The 17,071-nt window shown below is 46.3% G+C and carries 21 protein-coding genes and 1 rRNA gene; 20 read left to right on the top strand and 2 right to left on the bottom strand.

Annotated elements, in window-relative coordinates:
• Positions 1–18: 18 nt before the first annotated feature.
• The 16 genes from MKY97_RS25425 to MKY97_RS25350 all read left to right on the top strand — a co-directional run bounded on the left by MKY97_RS25425 (position 19) and on the right by MKY97_RS25350 (position 11,172).
• Complete coding sequence (locus MKY97_RS25425) at positions 19–663, top strand: adenylate kinase (protein ID WP_342552963.1); 645 nt, start codon at positions 19–21, stop codon at positions 661–663.
• Positions 664–666: 3 nt separating this feature from the next.
• Entirely contained in the window at positions 667–1,419 is a 753-nt protein-coding gene (map, locus tag MKY97_RS25420; protein ID WP_342552962.1) for a type I methionyl aminopeptidase, read from the top strand.
• A 10-nt stretch (positions 1,420–1,429) separates the two neighbouring features.
• Positions 1,430–1,738, top strand: a complete 309-nt coding sequence (locus MKY97_RS25415) for a KOW domain-containing RNA-binding protein (RefSeq protein WP_342552961.1) — start codon at positions 1,430–1,432, stop codon at positions 1,736–1,738.
• 3 nt (positions 1,739–1,741) lie between these two features.
• Entirely contained in the window at positions 1,742–1,957 is a 216-nt protein-coding gene (infA, locus tag MKY97_RS25410) for a translation initiation factor IF-1 (protein ID WP_017692098.1), read from the top strand.
• Positions 1,958–2,109: 152 nt separating this feature from the next.
• On the top strand, positions 2,110–2,223 hold the full coding sequence (gene rpmJ, locus MKY97_RS25405) for a 50S ribosomal protein L36 (RefSeq protein ID WP_003333770.1): 114 nt from the start codon (positions 2,110–2,112) through the stop codon (positions 2,221–2,223).
• 20 nt (positions 2,224–2,243) lie between these two features.
• Positions 2,244–2,612 (top strand): 30S ribosomal protein S13, encoded by a 369-nt coding sequence (rpsM, locus tag MKY97_RS25400; protein ID WP_095293406.1) that lies wholly within the window; start codon positions 2,244–2,246, stop codon positions 2,610–2,612.
• 19 nt (positions 2,613–2,631) lie between these two features.
• Entirely contained in the window at positions 2,632–3,027 is a 396-nt protein-coding gene (gene rpsK / locus MKY97_RS25395; protein WP_123067258.1) for a 30S ribosomal protein S11, read from the top strand.
• A 136-nt stretch (positions 3,028–3,163) separates the two neighbouring features.
• Entirely contained in the window at positions 3,164–4,108 is a 945-nt protein-coding gene (locus MKY97_RS25390; RefSeq protein ID WP_024633566.1) for a DNA-directed RNA polymerase subunit alpha, read from the top strand.
• A 35-nt stretch (positions 4,109–4,143) separates the two neighbouring features.
• On the top strand, positions 4,144–4,509 hold the full coding sequence (rplQ, locus tag MKY97_RS25385; RefSeq protein WP_017692102.1) for a 50S ribosomal protein L17: 366 nt from the start codon (positions 4,144–4,146) through the stop codon (positions 4,507–4,509).
• 160 nt (positions 4,510–4,669) lie between these two features.
• Entirely contained in the window at positions 4,670–5,443 is a 774-nt protein-coding gene (gene truA / locus MKY97_RS25380; RefSeq protein WP_342552960.1) for a tRNA pseudouridine(38-40) synthase TruA, read from the top strand.
• A 205-nt stretch (positions 5,444–5,648) separates the two neighbouring features.
• On the top strand, positions 5,649–6,086 hold the full coding sequence (gene rplM, locus MKY97_RS25375) for a 50S ribosomal protein L13 (RefSeq protein ID WP_024633564.1): 438 nt from the start codon (positions 5,649–5,651) through the stop codon (positions 6,084–6,086).
• A 19-nt stretch (positions 6,087–6,105) separates the two neighbouring features.
• The gene (gene rpsI / locus MKY97_RS25370) at positions 6,106–6,498 is read left to right on the top strand and encodes a 30S ribosomal protein S9 (RefSeq protein WP_024633563.1); all 393 of its coding nucleotides are present in this window, start codon (positions 6,106–6,108) and stop codon (positions 6,496–6,498) included.
• Between the two features lie 734 nt (positions 6,499–7,232).
• Positions 7,233–7,925, top strand: coding sequence for a phosphoadenylyl-sulfate reductase (locus tag MKY97_RS25365; protein ID WP_342552959.1), 693 nt, complete (start codon positions 7,233–7,235; stop codon positions 7,923–7,925).
• A gap of 75 nt (positions 7,926–8,000) precedes the next feature.
• Positions 8,001–9,170 carry a sulfate adenylyltransferase gene (gene sat, locus MKY97_RS25360; RefSeq protein WP_342552958.1) on the top strand — a complete coding sequence of 390 codons (1,170 nt, stop codon included), beginning with the start codon at positions 8,001–8,003 and terminating at the stop codon, positions 9,168–9,170.
• A gap of 68 nt (positions 9,171–9,238) precedes the next feature.
• Positions 9,239–9,994 carry an N-acetylmuramoyl-L-alanine amidase CwlD gene (cwlD, locus tag MKY97_RS25355; RefSeq protein ID WP_342552957.1) on the top strand — a complete coding sequence of 252 codons (756 nt, stop codon included), beginning with the start codon at positions 9,239–9,241 and terminating at the stop codon, positions 9,992–9,994.
• A gap of 77 nt (positions 9,995–10,071) precedes the next feature.
• Entirely contained in the window at positions 10,072–11,172 is a 1,101-nt protein-coding gene (locus tag MKY97_RS25350) for an Mrp/NBP35 family ATP-binding protein (protein ID WP_342552956.1), read from the top strand.
• Between the two features lie 145 nt (positions 11,173–11,317).
• Here MKY97_RS25350 and gerD read toward each other — a convergent pair whose 3' ends face one another.
• On the bottom strand, positions 11,318–12,055 hold the full coding sequence (gerD, locus tag MKY97_RS25345) for a spore germination lipoprotein GerD (RefSeq protein WP_342552955.1): 738 nt from the start codon (positions 12,053–12,055) through the stop codon (positions 11,318–11,320).
• A gap of 125 nt (positions 12,056–12,180) precedes the next feature.
• Between gerD and MKY97_RS25340 the strand changes: the two genes are divergently transcribed.
• Entirely contained in the window at positions 12,181–12,813 is a 633-nt protein-coding gene (locus MKY97_RS25340; protein WP_342552954.1) for a KinB-signaling pathway activation protein, read from the top strand.
• A gap of 232 nt (positions 12,814–13,045) precedes the next feature.
• Here MKY97_RS25340 and pdaB read toward each other — a convergent pair whose 3' ends face one another.
• The gene (gene pdaB, locus MKY97_RS25335) at positions 13,046–13,822 is read right to left on the bottom strand and encodes a polysaccharide deacetylase family sporulation protein PdaB (RefSeq protein WP_342552953.1); all 777 of its coding nucleotides are present in this window, start codon (positions 13,820–13,822) and stop codon (positions 13,046–13,048) included.
• A gap of 122 nt (positions 13,823–13,944) precedes the next feature.
• On the opposite strand from pdaB, the gene MKY97_RS25330 reads away from it, so the two are divergent.
• The 3 genes from MKY97_RS25330 to MKY97_RS25320 all read left to right on the top strand — a co-directional run bounded on the left by MKY97_RS25330 (position 13,945) and on the right by MKY97_RS25320 (position 16,998).
• Positions 13,945–14,562, top strand: coding sequence for a stage II sporulation protein M (locus tag MKY97_RS25330; RefSeq protein ID WP_342552952.1), 618 nt, complete (start codon positions 13,945–13,947; stop codon positions 14,560–14,562).
• A 167-nt stretch (positions 14,563–14,729) separates the two neighbouring features.
• Positions 14,730–14,960, top strand: coding sequence for a hypothetical protein (locus MKY97_RS25325; protein WP_342552951.1), 231 nt, complete (start codon positions 14,730–14,732; stop codon positions 14,958–14,960).
• 483 nt (positions 14,961–15,443) lie between these two features.
• Positions 15,444–16,998: ribosomal RNA gene (locus MKY97_RS25320) — 16S ribosomal RNA — on the top strand.
• Positions 16,999–17,071: the final 73 nt, after the last annotated feature.

Genomic DNA, 17,071 nt, shown 5'->3' with positions numbered 1-17,071 from the left:
TGGAGGGAGTGACATAACGTGAACATCCTATTCATGGGCCCTCCGGGGGCAGGAAAAGGTACGCAAGCAGACGTCATTGTGAAAGAGTTCGGTATTCCCCATATTTCAACAGGCGATGCATTTCGTCTCGCGATTAAACAGGGAACTCCCATTGGCTTGAAAGCCAAGGAATATATGGATCAAGGATTACTTGTACCAGATGATGTAACCATCGGCATCGTTGAAGAACGTTTGCAGCAGTCCGACTGCAGAGAAGGTTTTCTCTTGGATGGATTTCCAAGAACCCTGTCTCAGGCAGAAGCACTGGATGGCATCCTGGGACGACTGAATTCAGGTCTTGATCATGTGATCAATCTGAAAGTGGATCGCAACAAACTGCTCGCTCGTCTGACGGGTCGTCGCATTTGTAAAAACTGTGGTTCCACGTATCATGTCGTGTTTAATCCACCGAAGCAGGAAGGTATCTGTGATAAATGCGGCGGCGAGCTGTACCAGCGCTCTGATGATAATGAAGAGAGCGTAGGCACTCGTTTGGACGAATATATCAACAAAACAGCACCACTCCTCACGTTCTACGAAACTAAAGGTCTTCTTCGTCAAATGGACGGAGAGCAGGATATCGATCAAGTTTCTCAAGAAATCGTGTCCTTGTTGAGAGGTTAATTGATGATCATTGGTAAGTCCGAAACGGAACTGGGTTTGATGAGGGAAGCAGGGAGAATCGTTGCGGAAACGCATCGTCTCTTGGCAGAGCATATCGCTCCCGGTATTACGACTGGTGAACTTGACCATATGGCTGATCAATATATCCGCAGTCAAGGAGCTGTGCCGTCTTTCAAAGGTTATAACGGTTTCCCTGCCAGTGTGTGCGCTTCAGTAAATGAAGAGTTGGTACATGGATTTCCCGGCAAACGCAAGTTGAACGAGGGCGATATCGTTACGTTTGACATTGGCGCGCAGTACCAGGGGTATCATGGAGATTCTGCCTGGACTTATCCAGTTGGCCGTATTTCCGAAGAAGCCCGTCGTCTTCTGGACGTTACCGAGGCTTCGTTATACGCAGGTCTGGCGCTGGTAAAACCAGATGTTCGCTTGTTTACAATATCTCATGCAATTCAGAAATATATTGAAGATGAAGGGTTCTCCGTCGTTCGTGAATATGTCGGTCACGGCATTGGAGCAGAACTGCACGAGGAACCATCGATTCCGAACTATGGTCTTCCTGATCGTGGACCAAGGCTGAAAGCTGGCATGGTGCTGGCTATTGAGCCGATGGTTAACGCAGGCAGACGGTATGTGAAAACGTTGGAAGATAACTGGACTGTCGTTACAGCCGATGGATCGTTATGTGCCCACTTTGAACACACCGTAGCAGTTACACCTGAGGGTATGGAAATTTTCACAAAACTGAATGCGTAGGTGATTAGGCATGAACAATCCGTCGAATCCGCAGCTCGGTCAACTTGTGAAGATCCGTAAAGGCCGCAATGCGGACCAAGCCGCAGTAATTGTTGCTATAGAGGACAGCAGGTTCGTATATATCGCGGATGGAGACAAACGAAAGTTTGACCAACCCAAGAAGAAGAATATTCTTCATCTTGAACTTCAGCCCATGATTAGCAGTGAGGTTGTAAACAGTTTAAACGAGAGTGGTCGGGTGACAAACGGAAAGCTCCGCTACGCGGTTCATTCGTTTCTGGAATCCACCAACATTCAAGCTGAAGAGAAAGGAGACTGACTAATGGCCAAGGAAGATGTCATTGAAGTGGAAGGTACGGTTCTTGAACCGCTGCCGAATGCAACGTTCAAGGTTGAGCTTGAGAATGGTCATCAAATTCTCGCTCACGTTTCCGGAAAGTTGCGGATGCACTTCATCCGTATCCTGACTGGAGACAAAGTAGTTGTTCAGTTATCGCCTTATGATCTAACAAAAGGTCGTATAACTTACCGTAAATAGTAGTAGACAGTTGCAGTGAACTGTGAAGCTTATGAAGCGGGTTTTGCCCGGCAAAACTTGCGAAAGCTTCGAAGCCGGTTTTACAATAGTAGAACAAGGTCAATGCTTACGAAGAGGGTTTTGCTAAGCAGAACTTTGAGGAGGTAATTCACATGAAGGTAAGACCTTCGGTCAAGCCGATTTGCGAAAAATGCAAAGTCATTCGCCGCAAAGGGAATGTAATGGTTATCTGTGAAAATCCAAAACACAAACAAAAACAAGGTTAATGAAGGGGGTGTAGCGTAAAATGGCACGTATAGCTGGTGTGGATTTGCCACGTGATAAACGCGTTGAGATCGCCTTGACTTATATTTTCGGAATCGGTAAAACGACTTCCCAGAAAATCCTGAGCTCTACAGGCATCAATCCGGACACTCGTGTTCGTGATTTGACGGAAGATGAAGTCAGCAAATTGCGTGAAAGTATCGACAAAGAGGTCAAAGTAGAAGGTGACCTGCGTCGTGAAATCTCTTTGAATATTAAACGTTTGACGGAGATCGGTTGTTACCGTGGAGTTCGTCATCGTCGTGGTCTGCCTGTTCGTGGACAACGTACGAAAACGAATGCTCGTACTCGTAAAGGTCCTCGTCGTACTGTAGCAAACAAGAAGAAATAATAAGGGGGGATAAGAGAAAATGGCTAAACCGAAAAAAGTCGTACGTACTAAACGTCGTGACCGTAAAAATATTGAATCTGGCGTGGCACATATCCGTTCCACTTTCAATAATACTATCGTTACTATTACGGATCCTCACGGAAACGCGATTTCGTGGGCAAGTTCCGGCGGACTCGGGTACAGAGGTTCCCGTAAATCGACTCCGTTTGCTGCACAAATGGCTGCTGAAGCTGCTGCCAAAGCTGCAATGGAACATGGGATGAAATCCGTTGAGGTTATGGTTAAAGGACCAGGCGCAGGCCGTGAAGCAGCGATCCGCTCTTTGCAAGCTGCTGGTCTTGAAGTTAACCTGATCAAAGACGTAACTCCAGTCCCGCATAACGGATGCCGTCCTCCAAAACGTCGTCGTGTCTAATGAGATTTGCCCCTGCGTGTGGTATATTTCCAGCACAATCTGCTAATAATGGTTGTTTAGGCATACTACTACATGTTTTCGCAAGAGAAGGTAAATGTTTCATAGAGGACCGACGTTTTGAAGGAGGGGTATTGCAGTGATAGAAATCGAAAAGCCGAAAATTGAGACGGTAGACGTCAACGATGATGGCACCTATGGGAAATTCGTAGTAGAACCGCTGGAGCGGGGATACGGTACGACGCTTGGAAACTCGCTTCGCCGAATCCTGCTCTCATCACTGCCGGGTGCGGCAGTGTCTTCGGTTCAAATCGATGGCGTTCTGCATGAATTTGCTACAGTTCCTGGCGTAATGGAAGACGTTACAGAGATTATCCTTAACCTGAAAGCTTTATCGCTCAAAATTCATTCTGACGAGGAGAAAGTGCTCGAGATTGATGCTGAAGGCGAAGGAGCAATTACGGCTGGAGATATTCGTGCTGATTCCGATGTGGAAATCCTTAATCCGGATCTTCACATTGCTACGCTTGGACCAGGTTCGAGACTTCACATGCGTATTTTTGCCAATCGCGGTCGCGGATACGTCCAGGCAGATCGGAATAAACGCGATGACCAGCCGATCGGCGTCATCCCTGTCGATTCCATCTTCACCCCGATTAGCCGCGTTAACTACGCTGTGGAAAATACGCGTGTAGGCCAAGTAACCAACTATGACAAGCTCACGTTGGAAGTTTGGACTGACGGAAGTATTCGTCCTGAAGAGGCTGTAAGCCTCGGCGCTAAAATTTTGACCGAGCATCTGATGCTCTTCGTGGGTCTTACAGACGAAGCGAAGGATGCAGAGATCATGGTTGAAAAAGAAGAAGACAAAAAAGAAAAAGTACTCGAAATGACGATTGAAGAGCTGGATCTCTCGGTTCGTTCCTACAACTGCCTCAAACGTGCTGGTATTAATACCGTGCAAGAGCTGACTACGAAAACGGAAGAAGACATGATGAAAGTCCGTAACCTCGGACGCAAGTCTTTGGAAGAAGTTCAAGAGAAGCTTGAGGAGCTTGGTTTGGGATTACGTACAGAAGAATAGACAGCTAGAGTGCTTGAAGTGAAGGAGGGAAAACAATGGCATACCAAAAGTTGGGCCGTAATTCCAGCGCACGTAAAGCTTTGTTCCGTGACCTGGTAACCGACCTGTTCTTATATGAGCGCATTCAGACAACTGAGGCGAAAGCAAAAGAGGTTCGCTCTATTGCTGAAAAACTGATCACTAAAGCGAAAAAGGGAGATCTTCATGCCCGCCGCCAAGTGGCAGCTTACGTTCGTCGCGAAACGATCGATGGTGAGCAAGATGCAATCCAAAAACTGTTTAGCGAATTGTCCGGTCGTTACGCTGAGCGTCCAGGCGGATACACACGTATCCTGAAACTGGGACCTCGTCGTGGTGACGCAGCGCCTATGGTTTACTTGGAACTGGTAGACCGCGCGTAAAACAGATGAGATGAGGAAAGGGGACAGAGTCCAAGCGATTCTGGTTCAACCCTTTTTTTCTCTTCATTTTGGAATTCGTGCTGTAAATGAAGCTCCGTAAGGGGCTTCTTTTGCTGTTCGGGATAGGCTTATGTATAGTATGGAACAAAGGTGTGGTAATATGCGCAACTTATGTATGACGGTCACTTACGATGGAACGGCCTACTACGGCTTTCAAGTACAGCCAGGAGGGAATACCATCCAGGATCACCTTGAAGATGCTATTCGTGCTTTGACTGGTGAGACGGTTAAAATCACGGGTTCAGGCCGAACGGATGCAGGCGTTCATGCTCGCAGACAAATCTTCAATTTCCCTACAGCATCACAGATTCCGGTGGAGCGCTGGTGTATTGCACTCAATTCGAGACTACCATCCGATATTGTTGTTATTGATGCGATTGAGGTACCGCTAGATTTCCATTCTCGTTATGCGGCGAAAAAGAAAACCTATCGATACACGGTCAATGCGAACCAATTTCCGGATGTCTTTAACCGAAGACTGCAGCATCACCATCATGTTAAACTGGACATCGCTGCTATGGAAGAGGGCCTGCGTCATTTCATAGGCACATATGACTTTACGTCCTTTGCTTCACGCAAGTCTCAGAAAGAGAATCATGTACGTTCGGTATACGAAGCATGGATAGAAGTGGACCGTTCAATGTGTAGAGACCATCCACGCGATCAGGGTGTCATTCACATTTATGTGAGTGGTAACGGCTTTTTGCAGCATATGGTGCGAATCATTGTGGGTACGCTGCTGGAGATCGGAGAGGGCAAACGGAAAGCCTCTGATGTGCCGAATATGATTGCTGCACGCGACCGTTCTGCTGCAGGACCTACTGCTGTCAGCTGCGGTTTGATGCTCTGGGATCTTGAATACAAAAAAGATTAAACTTGGTGAGTAAAAAGCTTAATTTATACTTGCGATTTGATCGCCTATCATGTAATATAAAAGTTGTGTTTTCTTAATGGCTTTCCCACAGCCCCAATTAAGATGTTCACATCGCAATAACTATCCATCAACACCTAAAGTTATCACTTAACGAACGAAGATAAATGAAAAATGATGATTTTGAACATTTAAGGAGGAACTTTTCATGCGTACTACGTACATGGCGAAGCCTAACGAAGTTGAGCGCCAATGGCACATCATTGATGCTGAAGGCAAAACCCTCGGACGTTTGGCGAGCGAAGCAGCTGCTTTGATTCGCGGCAAACATAAGCCACAATTCACTCCACATGTGGACACTGGCGATTTCGTTGTTATCATCAATGCAGAGAAAATTGTATTGACTGGTAAAAAAATGCAAGGTAAAAAATACTACCGTCACTCGATGCACCCAGGTGGTTTGAAAGTAACTACTGCAGAAGAGATGGTTAAAAACAAACCTGAACGTATGTTGGAATTGGCTGTTCGCGGTATGCTTCCTAAAACTCGCATGGGCGAGAAAATGAAGCTGAGACTTAAAGCGTACAGAGGCACTGAGCATCCACACGCAGCACAAAAACCAGAAGTTTACGAACTTCGCGGTTAATTAAAAGGAGGACAGTTTCATGGCACAAGTACAATACTATGGGACAGGTCGTCGTAAACATTCGGTAGCACGTGTTCGCCTTGTACCGGGTGAAGGACGCATTGTCATCAATAAACGTGATATTAATGAATACTTCGGTTTGGAAACACTCAAACTGATCGTAAAACAACCACTGAATTTGACTGAAACACTCTCTAACTATGACGTTTTGGTTATCGCTCATGGTGGCGGAATCTCCGGTCAAGCCGGCGCAATCCGTCACGGTATCTCCCGCGCTCTGCTTAAAGCAGATCCAGAATACCGTGCATCCCTGAAAAAAGCAGGATTCCTGACTCGTGACCCACGTATGAAAGAGCGTAAAAAATACGGTCTTAAAGCGGCTCGTCGCGCACCTCAGTTCTCCAAACGTTAAGATTTTTCAAAGTCCTTGGCTTCGGCCAAGGGCTTTTTTTAATTTCACACAAACTAGCGCAGCATCGCATACCTCAAATGTAAAGCGGATGGGTTCTTTGATGTTAGACGTACATATAAATTCGAAGATAGAAAGATTCATATCAAAATACATCGATTAATTAATTCGCACTACAGAGTTTCTACAGTTAATTTCGTACAGCCTTACCTCGTTGTTAATCTCCGCTGCTGTGGATCAATCCACTTCTATTTTCTTCGTTGTTATCTCAGCTGGACTGTCATTCCGGGTCCAATCTTTCTTTTTTATGTATCAGTATTTTTTATAAAAACGATAAAGGGTTCTTACTTTTGATTGACCATAGAGCAGGCTTCCTGCTGCTTCAAATCACCTCAACAGTTGCTGGTCCAACGATGAATAAAACGGATGCCGGTGTTACCAGATTATGCTGATCATGCTTTAAATCCAACAACAGCAACGGTTTTGGGGGCACATATTTCTAAATCACGCAAAATGAATGACTTAATATGTGGATGTTAATTTGTCTTTAATTAGAGTTAAAGACTAATTAACACTAAAACGCAGCCCAGAAGCATCACTGACCTTTCATAATGAACTGATGTATTTTACCAGATGGCAGGCATTGACATCACGACTGAAAGATTTATACTATACATAATTCATATTAGATTAGTCGGTTTTATTTTTTTGAGATGATGAATGGGGGAAATGGAAAGATGAACTTGTTAGAAAAGGAAGAACTGGCTCGTACCAAAGCAGAGGAACTGGAACATGCAAGTCCCGAAGATATTATTCGGTATGCGGTTGAAACGTTTCCTAATATCACATTTGCCTGCAGCTTTGGTGCAGAAGATGTCGTACTCGTAGATATGCTTCAAAAAATCAGCCCTTCTACTGATGTTTTCTATTTGGATACCGATTTTCATTTTCAGGAAACGTATGATACACGTGATCGAATGCAGGAAAAGTACAACCTTGAATTTGTAAGAGTATCGCCAAAGATTACACCGGAAGAACAGGCTGCTCAGCATGGAGAAGAACTATGGAAATCTGATCCTAATGCGTGCTGCAACATTCGTAAGGTGGAGCCGCTCACACGAATCCTATCGCAATATGATGCATGGATTACGGGCATTCGCAGAGATCAGGCGCCAACACGTGCGAATGCGAAGAAGGTTGAGTATGATACGAAATTCGGGCTCATGAAATTCAATCCGATTGCACATTGGACGAGTGAGGATGTATGGGAGTACATTCGTGCCAATAACGTGACCTACAATCCGCTGCATGATCAGAACTATCCAAGCATTGGCTGCGAGTACTGTACACGTCAGGTTATGCCTGGTGAAGATCCTCGTGCCGGACGCTGGTCTGGCAATGATAAAACGGAGTGCGGTTTGCACAAGTAAACGCGATGCCAACGAATAAATGAATTTAACTTTCGGACATTCACAGGATATACGTATAAATAAGGAGCTGACAAGATGACTTCGATTCTGCCTCATGGAGGTGCGCTGGTCCAGCGTGTCGTACAAGGAGAAGAACGTGAGCAATTACTGCAGGAAAGTAAAAACTTGAACTCATTACGAATTAATACCTGGACGATCTCAGATTTGGATTTGATTGGTGTTGGGGCATTTTCTCCGCTTCAAGGATTTATGAATGAAGAAGATTATCTGTCGGTTGTCTCCCGGATGCGTTTGGCTGATGGTACAGTATGGAGTATACCCATTACACTTGCTGTAGATGAGCAGCAGGCAGCTTCCCTTCGCAAAGGTGAGGTTGTAGCCCTTGTTGGTGAGGCAGACGGGGTAACGTATGGTCTGCTTGAAGTTCAAAGCATCTATCAGGTGGACCAGGGAGAGGAAGCACGTCGTGTATTTAAAACCGATGATCCTGAGCACCCTGGTGTCAAAAAACTGTTGGAGCGTCCCGCAACCTATGTAGGAGGCCCGATTCAAGTGCTGAATCGTCCGAAACCAGCCAAGTTTGAAGATTTCTACTATGATCCATCGGAGACACGCCAAATATTTAAGGAAAAAGGATGGAAAACCGTTGTTGGTTTCCAGACACGGAACCCTGTCCATCGTGCGCATGAATATATCCAAAAGAGTGCTATGGAGATCGTTGACGCCCTTTTTCTGAATCCTCTTGTAGGTGAGACCAAGTCTGATGATGTACCTGCGAATGTGCGTATGAAGAGTTATCTGGTGCTGCTGGAGAACTATTATCCGGCAGATCGTGCGTTTCTGGGTGTATTCCCGGCTGCCATGCGGTATGCTGGACCTCGCGAAGCTATTTTCCATGCAATGGTGCGTAAAAATTATGGCTGCACTCACTTTATCGTAGGCCGTGACCATGCGGGTGTAGGCGATTATTACGGAACCTATGAAGCACAGGAGATCTTCTCTAATTTTACAGCTGAGGAACTGGGTATTACACCGCTGTTCTTTGAACACAGTTTCTTCTGCACGAAGTGCGGAAACATGGCTTCGAGCAAAACCTGCCCTCATGACAAGGAATACCACCTGACCTTGTCGGGTACAAAAGTACGTGGATTGCTGCGTAACGGGGAATGTCCACCACCGGAATTTACACGTCCGGAGGTTGCTGAGGTGCTGATTGAGGGAATGGCAGAGCAAGTCCATTCCTAAGGGTATATTTGTCCATCTTGTCCCATATAGATGATTAGAGTCATTTATAGGGACGAGGTGGTTTTTTTATGCGCAAAAACATGGGGAAACATCTGATGGTCTGGGTCCGATTAAAGACAGTGAAGAGAGTTATGCTGAGTTTATGTTTGCTGGCCATGTTTGTGGCGGTTGCCTCGTATGAGATGCCCTCTACCAAAACGTCAGGTTATTGGAGTCTGCCTTTGGCTGGAAAGGTGATCGCCATCGATGCAGGTCATGGGGGGCCAGATGGGGGAGCTGTGAGCAGACAGGGGGTTATCGAGAAGGATATCAATCTGTCCATTGCACTGTATGTAAGAGATTATTTACAGCAGGCAGGGGCTCTGGTTGTCATGACTCGGGAAATCGATAAAGATCTGGCCGAGGAAGGAACAAGAGGGTATTCCAAACGCAAAACGGAGGACCTCAAACAAAGGGTGCGGCAGATCGAAAGCAAACAAGCCGACCTTTTTATCAGTATTCATATGAACAGTGTACCTTCCAACCGCTGGAGCGGCGCACAGGTCTTCTACACGCCTAATCATCCCGATAATGAAGGACTTGCTAACCTGCTTCAAGCCGAGATGATTCGTAATTTGGAAAATACAGACCGTATAGCCAAAACCGTGAGTACAGTTTATCTGCTGCAGGCTCTGAAAATCCCGTCAGCGCTCGTTGAAGTCGGCTTTTTGTCACATCCGGAAGAGGCCCGTCTACTCGCTGATGAAGCATATCAACGGAAGGTAGCTGCCTCCATTTATAACGGTATTCTTAGATATTCCGCAGGGGAGCGTCCGAAAAGTTAGTCATAAGAAGAAAGGTAATGTTATAATTGAACAGCATACCTAACACATGCCAATAGATAAAACCGAGGTGCTGTCTGATGTTATCAAAAGAACAGATACTTGAACTATTACAGCCATTACAGGAACCGCAGCTTGGCCGCAGCTTGACGGAACTGGGATGGATTCGTGACATTATGGTAAAGGAACATCATGTAGCTCTAAGCATGGTGACGTTGGAGAATCGGTCAGAAGATGCAACCGCTTTAACGGACGCTGCACGCAATCTGCTCTCTCAGCAGGGAGTGAAGGACGTGCATATCCGCATGCGTGCGGCGTCTGAGCATGACCGTGAGAGTCTTAACATGGGACAAGCGGAACAAGATCAAGATCAGGATGAAGTGCTGGTGAAAGGTCATGCAGCCGGTCTGGATGGACATGAGCTGTTAAGCCCTGAATCGGGCGTTCGTTTTATAGCAGTAGCTAGTGGTAAAGGCGGAGTAGGCAAATCTACCGTTACCGTTAATCTGGCTGCAGCTTTGGCTCGTCAAGGGAAAAAAGTAGGCCTGATTGATGCTGATATTTATGGTTTCAGTGTGCCTGATATGATGGGCATCGAGGAGTACCCTGTCGTGGAAGACGGCGTCATTCAACCGGTTGAACGTTTTGGTGTCAAAGTGATGTCTATGGGGTTCTTTATTCGGGAAAATAACCCGGTAATCTGGCGTGGACCGATGCTCGGCCGTATGCTGCGTCAGTTCTTCACTGATGTTCAGTGGGGAGAGCTGGATTATATGCTGCTGGACCTGCCTCCAGGTACGGGAGATGTGGCACTTGATGTGCATCAGATGCTGCCGCAGAGCAAAGAGATCATTGTCACAACACCACATGCTACAGCAGCCTTTGTAGCGGCTCGTGCCGGAGCCATGGCGATTCAGACGGAACATGAGCTCCTGGGTGTAGTTGAGAATATGGCATATTATGAATGTGGCAAATGTGGAGAGAAGGAGTATGTGTTTGGTCGCGGTGGTGGTGGACGCCTTGCGGAAAGCCTGCACACGGTGCTGCTGGCTCAGATTCCATTAGGTGCTCCTGACAACCATCCATCCGAGCCAGATTTCTCACCTTCCGTGTACAAAGCGGAAACAACAATCGGGGCTATTTATGATGAAGTGGCTCGGTCCATCGAATCTAAATTTTAACCTAAGCACAGGTAAAAGCCTGCGTCCCGTGCGGATGCAGGCTTTTGGGTATTGATCCGGCACAAAATTTCAGTACATGATCTCAGATATGGGTTTTATCACCATTAAATTTTTCAACAATTCGTGATCCGTGAAAAGCAGCTTTTTATGATCCGCCGCCTCCACCGCCGCTGGAATCACCACTGCCACCATCTCCACCGCCCTGACCACCGGATTCCTGCCCCTTTTGCCCACCACCGCTTTCGGTTTTAGGCTGAAGCTCTTCCTGTACCACTTTTTTCAGCAAAGTAAGAACTTCCATACGAAACAATGGATTCTGCATCACTTCCTGCATAACCGTCATCGTCTGTTTTCGGTATTCCGGCGTTTTGGTCATATCCATAAACATTTTGGATACTTCAGGTGACTTCATAATATCCCCGATCGATTTCTGGTATGTCGGGTCTTTGATCAGCTGCATATGCAGTTGTTTGCTTTGTCCGTTGATCGCTTTGGCGAATTCACCGGCAAATTGCGGATCGGTCATGATTTTTTCGAATTCCTTCTGGTATTCTGGAGCGGTTATGGTATCTTTTACGGCAATACGTATTTGTTCCGAAGATTGCATAGGCATTAACATTTTCATTCCGACTGTTCCCGAGCCTCCGCCAGAGCTGCCCCCTTCTTCTGAGCTGCCTCCACCACCAGCTGAAGAGCTTTGACCTGTCAGGGCCTCTTCCACGGCTTTCTTGCCTTCGTCACTTTTCAAAATATCGACGACCATCGTTTTCATCTCTTTATAACTGCCTTGAGGAGGCGAAGAACTCTGATCTGAACCGCAGCCTGCAAGCATGACGGATAGCCCGAATACAACGCAGCACAGCTGCCACATAGGCCGTTTCATGTGTACAATCCCTCCTTGATTAGATACTGGATGTAGTATGTGATGGGAAAGGGGGAAATATGTTGAGCAATGATGGTTTTTTGCTGTGAAGGTTGGTAAAATAAACTCTCGGGGGTGGAAAACATTTGAATTTGCGTAGATGGTTTTTCCTGTTTTGGACAGCCTTGCTGATTGGCGCCGCAGGAGCATTAGGTACGGGGTTAATCATGATGCTGGTAAATGGCGAAAAGACGAATGGAATCGCTGACTTTATGCTGTATCTTCTGATTCTGTTTGGCTCCGGAGTTATGATTAGCGTATATTCTCAAATGGGTTTCTTTGCATATCTCATACTGAATTATATGGGAAAAGGTGTATTTCCAAAACGCGGATGGCAGGTTGTTCAGATTGTTCTAACTGTTCTGGCACTGCTTGACGTCATGTTTTTGCGTTTGTTCGTTGGGGGAGGTCGAGAACGCCTCTCGGACATTGTACTTGGACTAATCATTTTGGCAGCAGCTGTTGTTACCGCTTACGTGAAAGTGAAACAGACTCATATTTCGGCGCTAGTACCGACGCTTTTCTTCATGATCGCTGTAACTGCTGTGGAAACCATTGGTGTTTTACGTATTGACGTTAATGCTGCGACTATCTTTATTGTAATCCCGCTGCTCTTATGTAATGCATACCAGATGCTGATTCTGCATAAACTGGTCGTTGATCCGAAAGATGGCTCCGTGAGTCCCGCTGCAAAATCTATGAAGGAAAGCAGAGCGTAAGAGGGAGTATAACGGAATTCAAAAAGTTAATTTTTGTGAAATGATAAATTTTAAACAACAGCAGGAAGCAAAACTGAATAGAAGCAGCGTTTAATAAACTTATACTCAATACACCAAAAAAACCAAAAGAGCTAACCAGGTTAGCTCTTTTCATCTTTTTTGTTCATTTAGCCAGTTGTTATGAACGTGCAGGGACTTGATGCCTCAGCTTGAAATTTAGTTATGCCAATTATTATTGGCTGCTGGCTTGATCACGTACCTCCTTGCCTTTAACGCTGGAGTGGTTGAGCAGTTCAGATACGGTCACGAACTCATATCCTTGATTTTTCAATTTATTGATGATGACAGGCAGTGCTTCATGGGTCTGTTTGGACGAATCGCTGGCATGCAGCAGGACAATATCGCCTGGATGGGCTTTGCTTACGACACGATCGACGATCGTCTGCACTCCGGGATTTTTCCAATCCAAAGAATCGGTATCCCATTGGACAACCTGATACTTCAAACTGTTTGCAACCTGAAGCACACGTTTATCAAAATCTCCATTTGGCAATCGCAGCAAATTCGGTTCTTTTCCCGTCAAATCGGTTAAAATGCTGTGAGCTGTCGAAATTTCCTTGCGGATTTGCTCTTCAGTCAAGCTGCTGTAGTTTTCGTGCCGATGCCCATGACTGCCGATCTCATATCCTGCATCTTTGATGGAGGTGACAATCTCGGGATGAGTCTTACTCCAGGGTGAGGAGAGGAAAAAGGTAGCCTTCTGAACTTTATTCTCCTGAAGTACTTTCAAGATTGGTTCAGTTCGTTTATCACCCCAGCTAATGTCAAAGGTAAGTGCAATGACCTTTTTGTCGGTTGGAACACTGTAGACGGCGGAAGGTGCTTCTTCCGAAAACACGGATACGCTGCCGCTCTCCAGATAGATAATACCAATTGCAAAAATGGCAGCAACGAGCACGATCAGGTTACGTTTGATTTTTTTGCCGCTGAATACATAGAACGAGTTCATTTCGCTAAGCGCCCCTCTCCCAATAAAGAAATGCTTGTTTACTTTCCAATGTATGCTCGTACCGCGCAGTTATTCGTTTTACATCGTTGTTTGTCCGACATTTCGATTTACAGGAGGTTGTTATGTTAAGATTTAGTACATTTTTGAGAGACATGAGGAGCATTAAAGGAGCTTTAATCTGGTCTTTTTTATTGTTCGCTGTAGGAATTGGAGCTGGATGGGTAAGTACAGGGCCGCTGGAACAGCTGATGTTGAATCAAATCGAAGGGCTTCGTCAAGTCAGTCAACGGTTGGAGCAGGGCGGGAATGTGCAGTGGAACTTCTTTTTATTCATTTTTTTCAATAATGCGATTAAAAGTGTATTGGTGATATACGCGGGTATTTTCTTCGGTATACTGCCGATTATCTTTCTGCTCATTAACGGTATGGTGCTGGGGTTTGTAGTCCATACCACGATGAATTACGGAGCAAGCTTTTTTGACATCGTCGTTAAGGGGCTGCTTCCACACGGTATTATTGAGATTCCTGTTATTATTATCGCTTGCGCATTTGGATTAAGATTTGGTGGATTGACGGTACGCAGTCTTGCCCAGCTGGGAGGAGATAAACGTGCAGTGATTGCAGGGCGATGGAAAGAGTTTATGAAAATGACGTTAACGGCAAGCTTCTGGGTAGTCATTCTGCTTCTAGCCGCTGCAATTATCGAAAGCACACTCACATATGCACTCGTAAGAGGATAACGTTCTGCGAAATTTTATGATACCCGGCATTCATAAATTCCCAGAAAGTTGACCATAACAATAAAACGGGTTTCAGCAGCACATAAAAAAGAGAGTAGTTTAACAACGCTGCTGCTGAAATGCCGCAGTGTGACTATAGAGGCTATGCACAAAAAGGAGAACTCTTAATGCTGGGTATGCTGTTTAACGAGAAGGAATGTAAGGAACTGGACTATGTATTACGCAAAGAACTAGATGAAATGCTGTTCGATCTGAGTGACCAGCGTCTTGATCAGGAGATAAAATATGCTATAGCGAGCCGGTACAAGACGGTGTTCCGCATGTATGCGAGATTTGCTCCGCCGAAAGAGTTATCTAAGTATGCAAGAGGCGGAAAGTTGAAGAACTCCAAGCGGTGAACTAGGCTGAAAATATAAATAAGCATATGGGCTGATGAGGGGTACAGCATAAATTACAGGATCTGTACCTCGAATTAGTCGGCTGGGGTTATAAGTGGCTTTAGAGAAAATGAAGCTTTTTGTCGAAATAGGGTTGACCTTTTCAATACTATATGTTAAATTAATTTTCGTTTCATTTTTAAGGAACAGTTTGATCTGACAAGCCATTTTTAGAACTTCATTAAAAGTTATTGAAAATAAAGCTTGCACAGAGAAAAAAAATATGTTACATTATAAAAGTCGCCGCTGAAATGACGGCAACATCAAAAACATCATTACAAACGGATGTTTGATCTTTGAAAACTGAACAACGAGTGAGTAATGATCTTGCTTGCAAGATCAACAATGAGATTTTTAATCTCGTCAGATTCAAAATGAGCTTATCGCTCTTTTCAATACCCCGATGAGTTTCACAGCGTTTAACCACGCTGACGAAATTCATCTTTATTGGAGAGTTTGATCCTGGCTCAGGACGAACGCTGGCGGCATGCCTAATACATGCAAGTCGAGCGGACTTGAAGAGAAGCTTGCTTCTCGGATGGTTAGCGGCGGACGGGTGAGTAACACGTAGGCAACCTGCCCTCAAGCTTGGGACAACTACCGGAAACGGTAGCTAATACCGAATACTTGTTTTCTTCGCCTGAAGGAAACTGGAAAGACGGAGCAATCTGTCACTTGGGGATGGGCCTGCGGCGCATTAGCTAGTTGGTGGGGTAACGGCTCACCAAGGCGACGATGCGTAGCCGACCTGAGAGGGTGATCGGCCACACTGGGACTGAGACACGGCCCAGACTCCTACGGGAGGCAGCAGTAGGGAATCTTCCGCAATGGGCGAAAGCCTGACGGAGCAATGCCGCGTGAGTGATGAAGGTTTTCGGATCGTAAAGCTCTGTTGCCAGGGAAGAACGCTTGGGAGAGTAACTGCTCTCAAGGTGACGGTACCTGAGAAGAAAGCCCCGGCTAACTACGTGCCAGCAGCCGCGGTAATACGTAGGGGGCAAGCGTTGTCCGGAATTATTGGGCGTAAAGCGCGCGCAGGCGGTCATGTAAGTCTGGTGTTTAATCCCGGGGCTCAACCCCGGATCGCACTGGAAACTGCGTGACTTGAGTGCAGAAGAGGAGAGTGGAATTCCACGTGTAGCGGTGAAATGCGTAGAGATGTGGAGGAACACCAGTGGCGAAGGCGACTCTCTGGGCTGTAACTGACGCTGAGGCGCGAAAGCGTGGGGAGCAAACAGGATTAGATACCCTGGTAGTCCACGCCGTAAACGATGAATGCTAGGTGTTAGGGGTTTCGATACCCTTGGTGCCGAAGTTAACACATTAAGCATTCCGCCTGGGGAGTACGGTCGCAAGACTGAAACTCAAAGGAATTGACGGGGACCCGCACAAGCAGTGGAGTATGTGGTTTAATTCGAAGCAACGCGAAGAACCTTACCAGGTCTTGACATCCAACTAACGAGGCAGAGATGCGTTAGGTGCCCTTCGGGGAAAGTTGAGACAGGTGGTGCATGGTTGTCGTCAGCTCGTGTCGTGAGATGTTGGGTTAAGTCCCGCAACGAGCGCAACCCTTGATCTTAGTTGCCAGCACTTCGGGTGGGCACTCTAAGGTGACTGCCGGTGACAAACCGGAGGAAGGTGGGGATGACGTCAAATCATCATGCCCCTTATGACCTGGGCTACACACGTACTACAATGGCCGGTACAACGGGCAGTGAAGCCGCGAGGTGGAACCAATCCTAAAAAGCCGGTCTCAGTTCGGATTGCAGGCTGCAACTCGCCTGCATGAAGTCGGAATTGCTAGTAATCGCGGATCAGCATGCCGCGGTGAATACGTTCCCGGGTCTTGTACACACCGCCCGTCACACCACGAGAGTTTATAACACCCGAAGTCGGTGGGGTAACCGCAAGGAGCCAGCCGCCGAAGGTGGGATAGATGATTGGGGTGAAGTCGTAACAAGGTAGCCGTATCGGAAGGTGCGGCTGGATCACCTCCTTTCTATGGAGAATCGTCTTCTGCAATGAAGACATTCAAATATGCAGCTCAGCTGCAAACTACTCACTCGTTGCTC

This window comes from Paenibacillus sp. FSL R7-0652, assembly GCF_038595045.1.
Classification (GTDB): Bacteria; Bacillota; Bacilli; order Paenibacillales; family Paenibacillaceae; genus Paenibacillus.
This window is presented reverse-complemented; position numbering and strand designations above follow the sequence as displayed.

What these genes read in the sequence shown, in the direction of transcription:
- rpsM (WP_095293406.1), top strand. Translation starts at nt 2,244, where the DNA reads ATGGCACGTATAGCTGGTGTGGATTTGCCACGTGATAAACGCGTTGAG.
- rpmJ (WP_003333770.1), top strand. Translation starts at nt 2,110, where the DNA reads ATGAAGGTAAGACCTTCGGTCAAGCCGATTTGCGAAAAATGCAAAGTC.
- truA (WP_342552960.1), top strand. Translation starts at nt 4,670, where the DNA reads ATGCGCAACTTATGTATGACGGTCACTTACGATGGAACGGCCTACTAC.
- infA (WP_017692098.1), top strand. Translation starts at nt 1,742, where the DNA reads ATGGCCAAGGAAGATGTCATTGAAGTGGAAGGTACGGTTCTTGAACCG.
- MKY97_RS25330 (WP_342552952.1), top strand. Translation starts at nt 13,945, where the DNA reads ATGTTAAGATTTAGTACATTTTTGAGAGACATGAGGAGCATTAAAGGA.
- pdaB (WP_342552953.1), bottom strand. Translation starts at nt 13,822, where the DNA reads ATGAACTCGTTCTATGTATTCAGCGGCAAAAAAATCAAACGTAACCTG.
- sat (WP_342552958.1), top strand. Translation starts at nt 8,001, where the DNA reads ATGACTTCGATTCTGCCTCATGGAGGTGCGCTGGTCCAGCGTGTCGTA.
- MKY97_RS25325 (WP_342552951.1), top strand. Translation starts at nt 14,730, where the DNA reads ATGCTGGGTATGCTGTTTAACGAGAAGGAATGTAAGGAACTGGACTAT.
- cwlD (WP_342552957.1), top strand. Translation starts at nt 9,239, where the DNA reads ATGCGCAAAAACATGGGGAAACATCTGATGGTCTGGGTCCGATTAAAG.
- MKY97_RS25415 (WP_342552961.1), top strand. Translation starts at nt 1,430, where the DNA reads ATGAACAATCCGTCGAATCCGCAGCTCGGTCAACTTGTGAAGATCCGT.
- rplM (WP_024633564.1), top strand. Translation starts at nt 5,649, where the DNA reads ATGCGTACTACGTACATGGCGAAGCCTAACGAAGTTGAGCGCCAATGG.
- rplQ (WP_017692102.1), top strand. Translation starts at nt 4,144, where the DNA reads ATGGCATACCAAAAGTTGGGCCGTAATTCCAGCGCACGTAAAGCTTTG.
- gerD (WP_342552955.1), bottom strand. Translation starts at nt 12,055, where the DNA reads ATGAAACGGCCTATGTGGCAGCTGTGCTGCGTTGTATTCGGGCTATCC.
- rpsK (WP_123067258.1), top strand. Translation starts at nt 2,632, where the DNA reads ATGGCTAAACCGAAAAAAGTCGTACGTACTAAACGTCGTGACCGTAAA.
- map (WP_342552962.1), top strand. Translation starts at nt 667, where the DNA reads ATGATCATTGGTAAGTCCGAAACGGAACTGGGTTTGATGAGGGAAGCA.
- MKY97_RS25365 (WP_342552959.1), top strand. Translation starts at nt 7,233, where the DNA reads ATGAACTTGTTAGAAAAGGAAGAACTGGCTCGTACCAAAGCAGAGGAA.
- MKY97_RS25350 (WP_342552956.1), top strand. Translation starts at nt 10,072, where the DNA reads ATGTTATCAAAAGAACAGATACTTGAACTATTACAGCCATTACAGGAA.
- rpsI (WP_024633563.1), top strand. Translation starts at nt 6,106, where the DNA reads ATGGCACAAGTACAATACTATGGGACAGGTCGTCGTAAACATTCGGTA.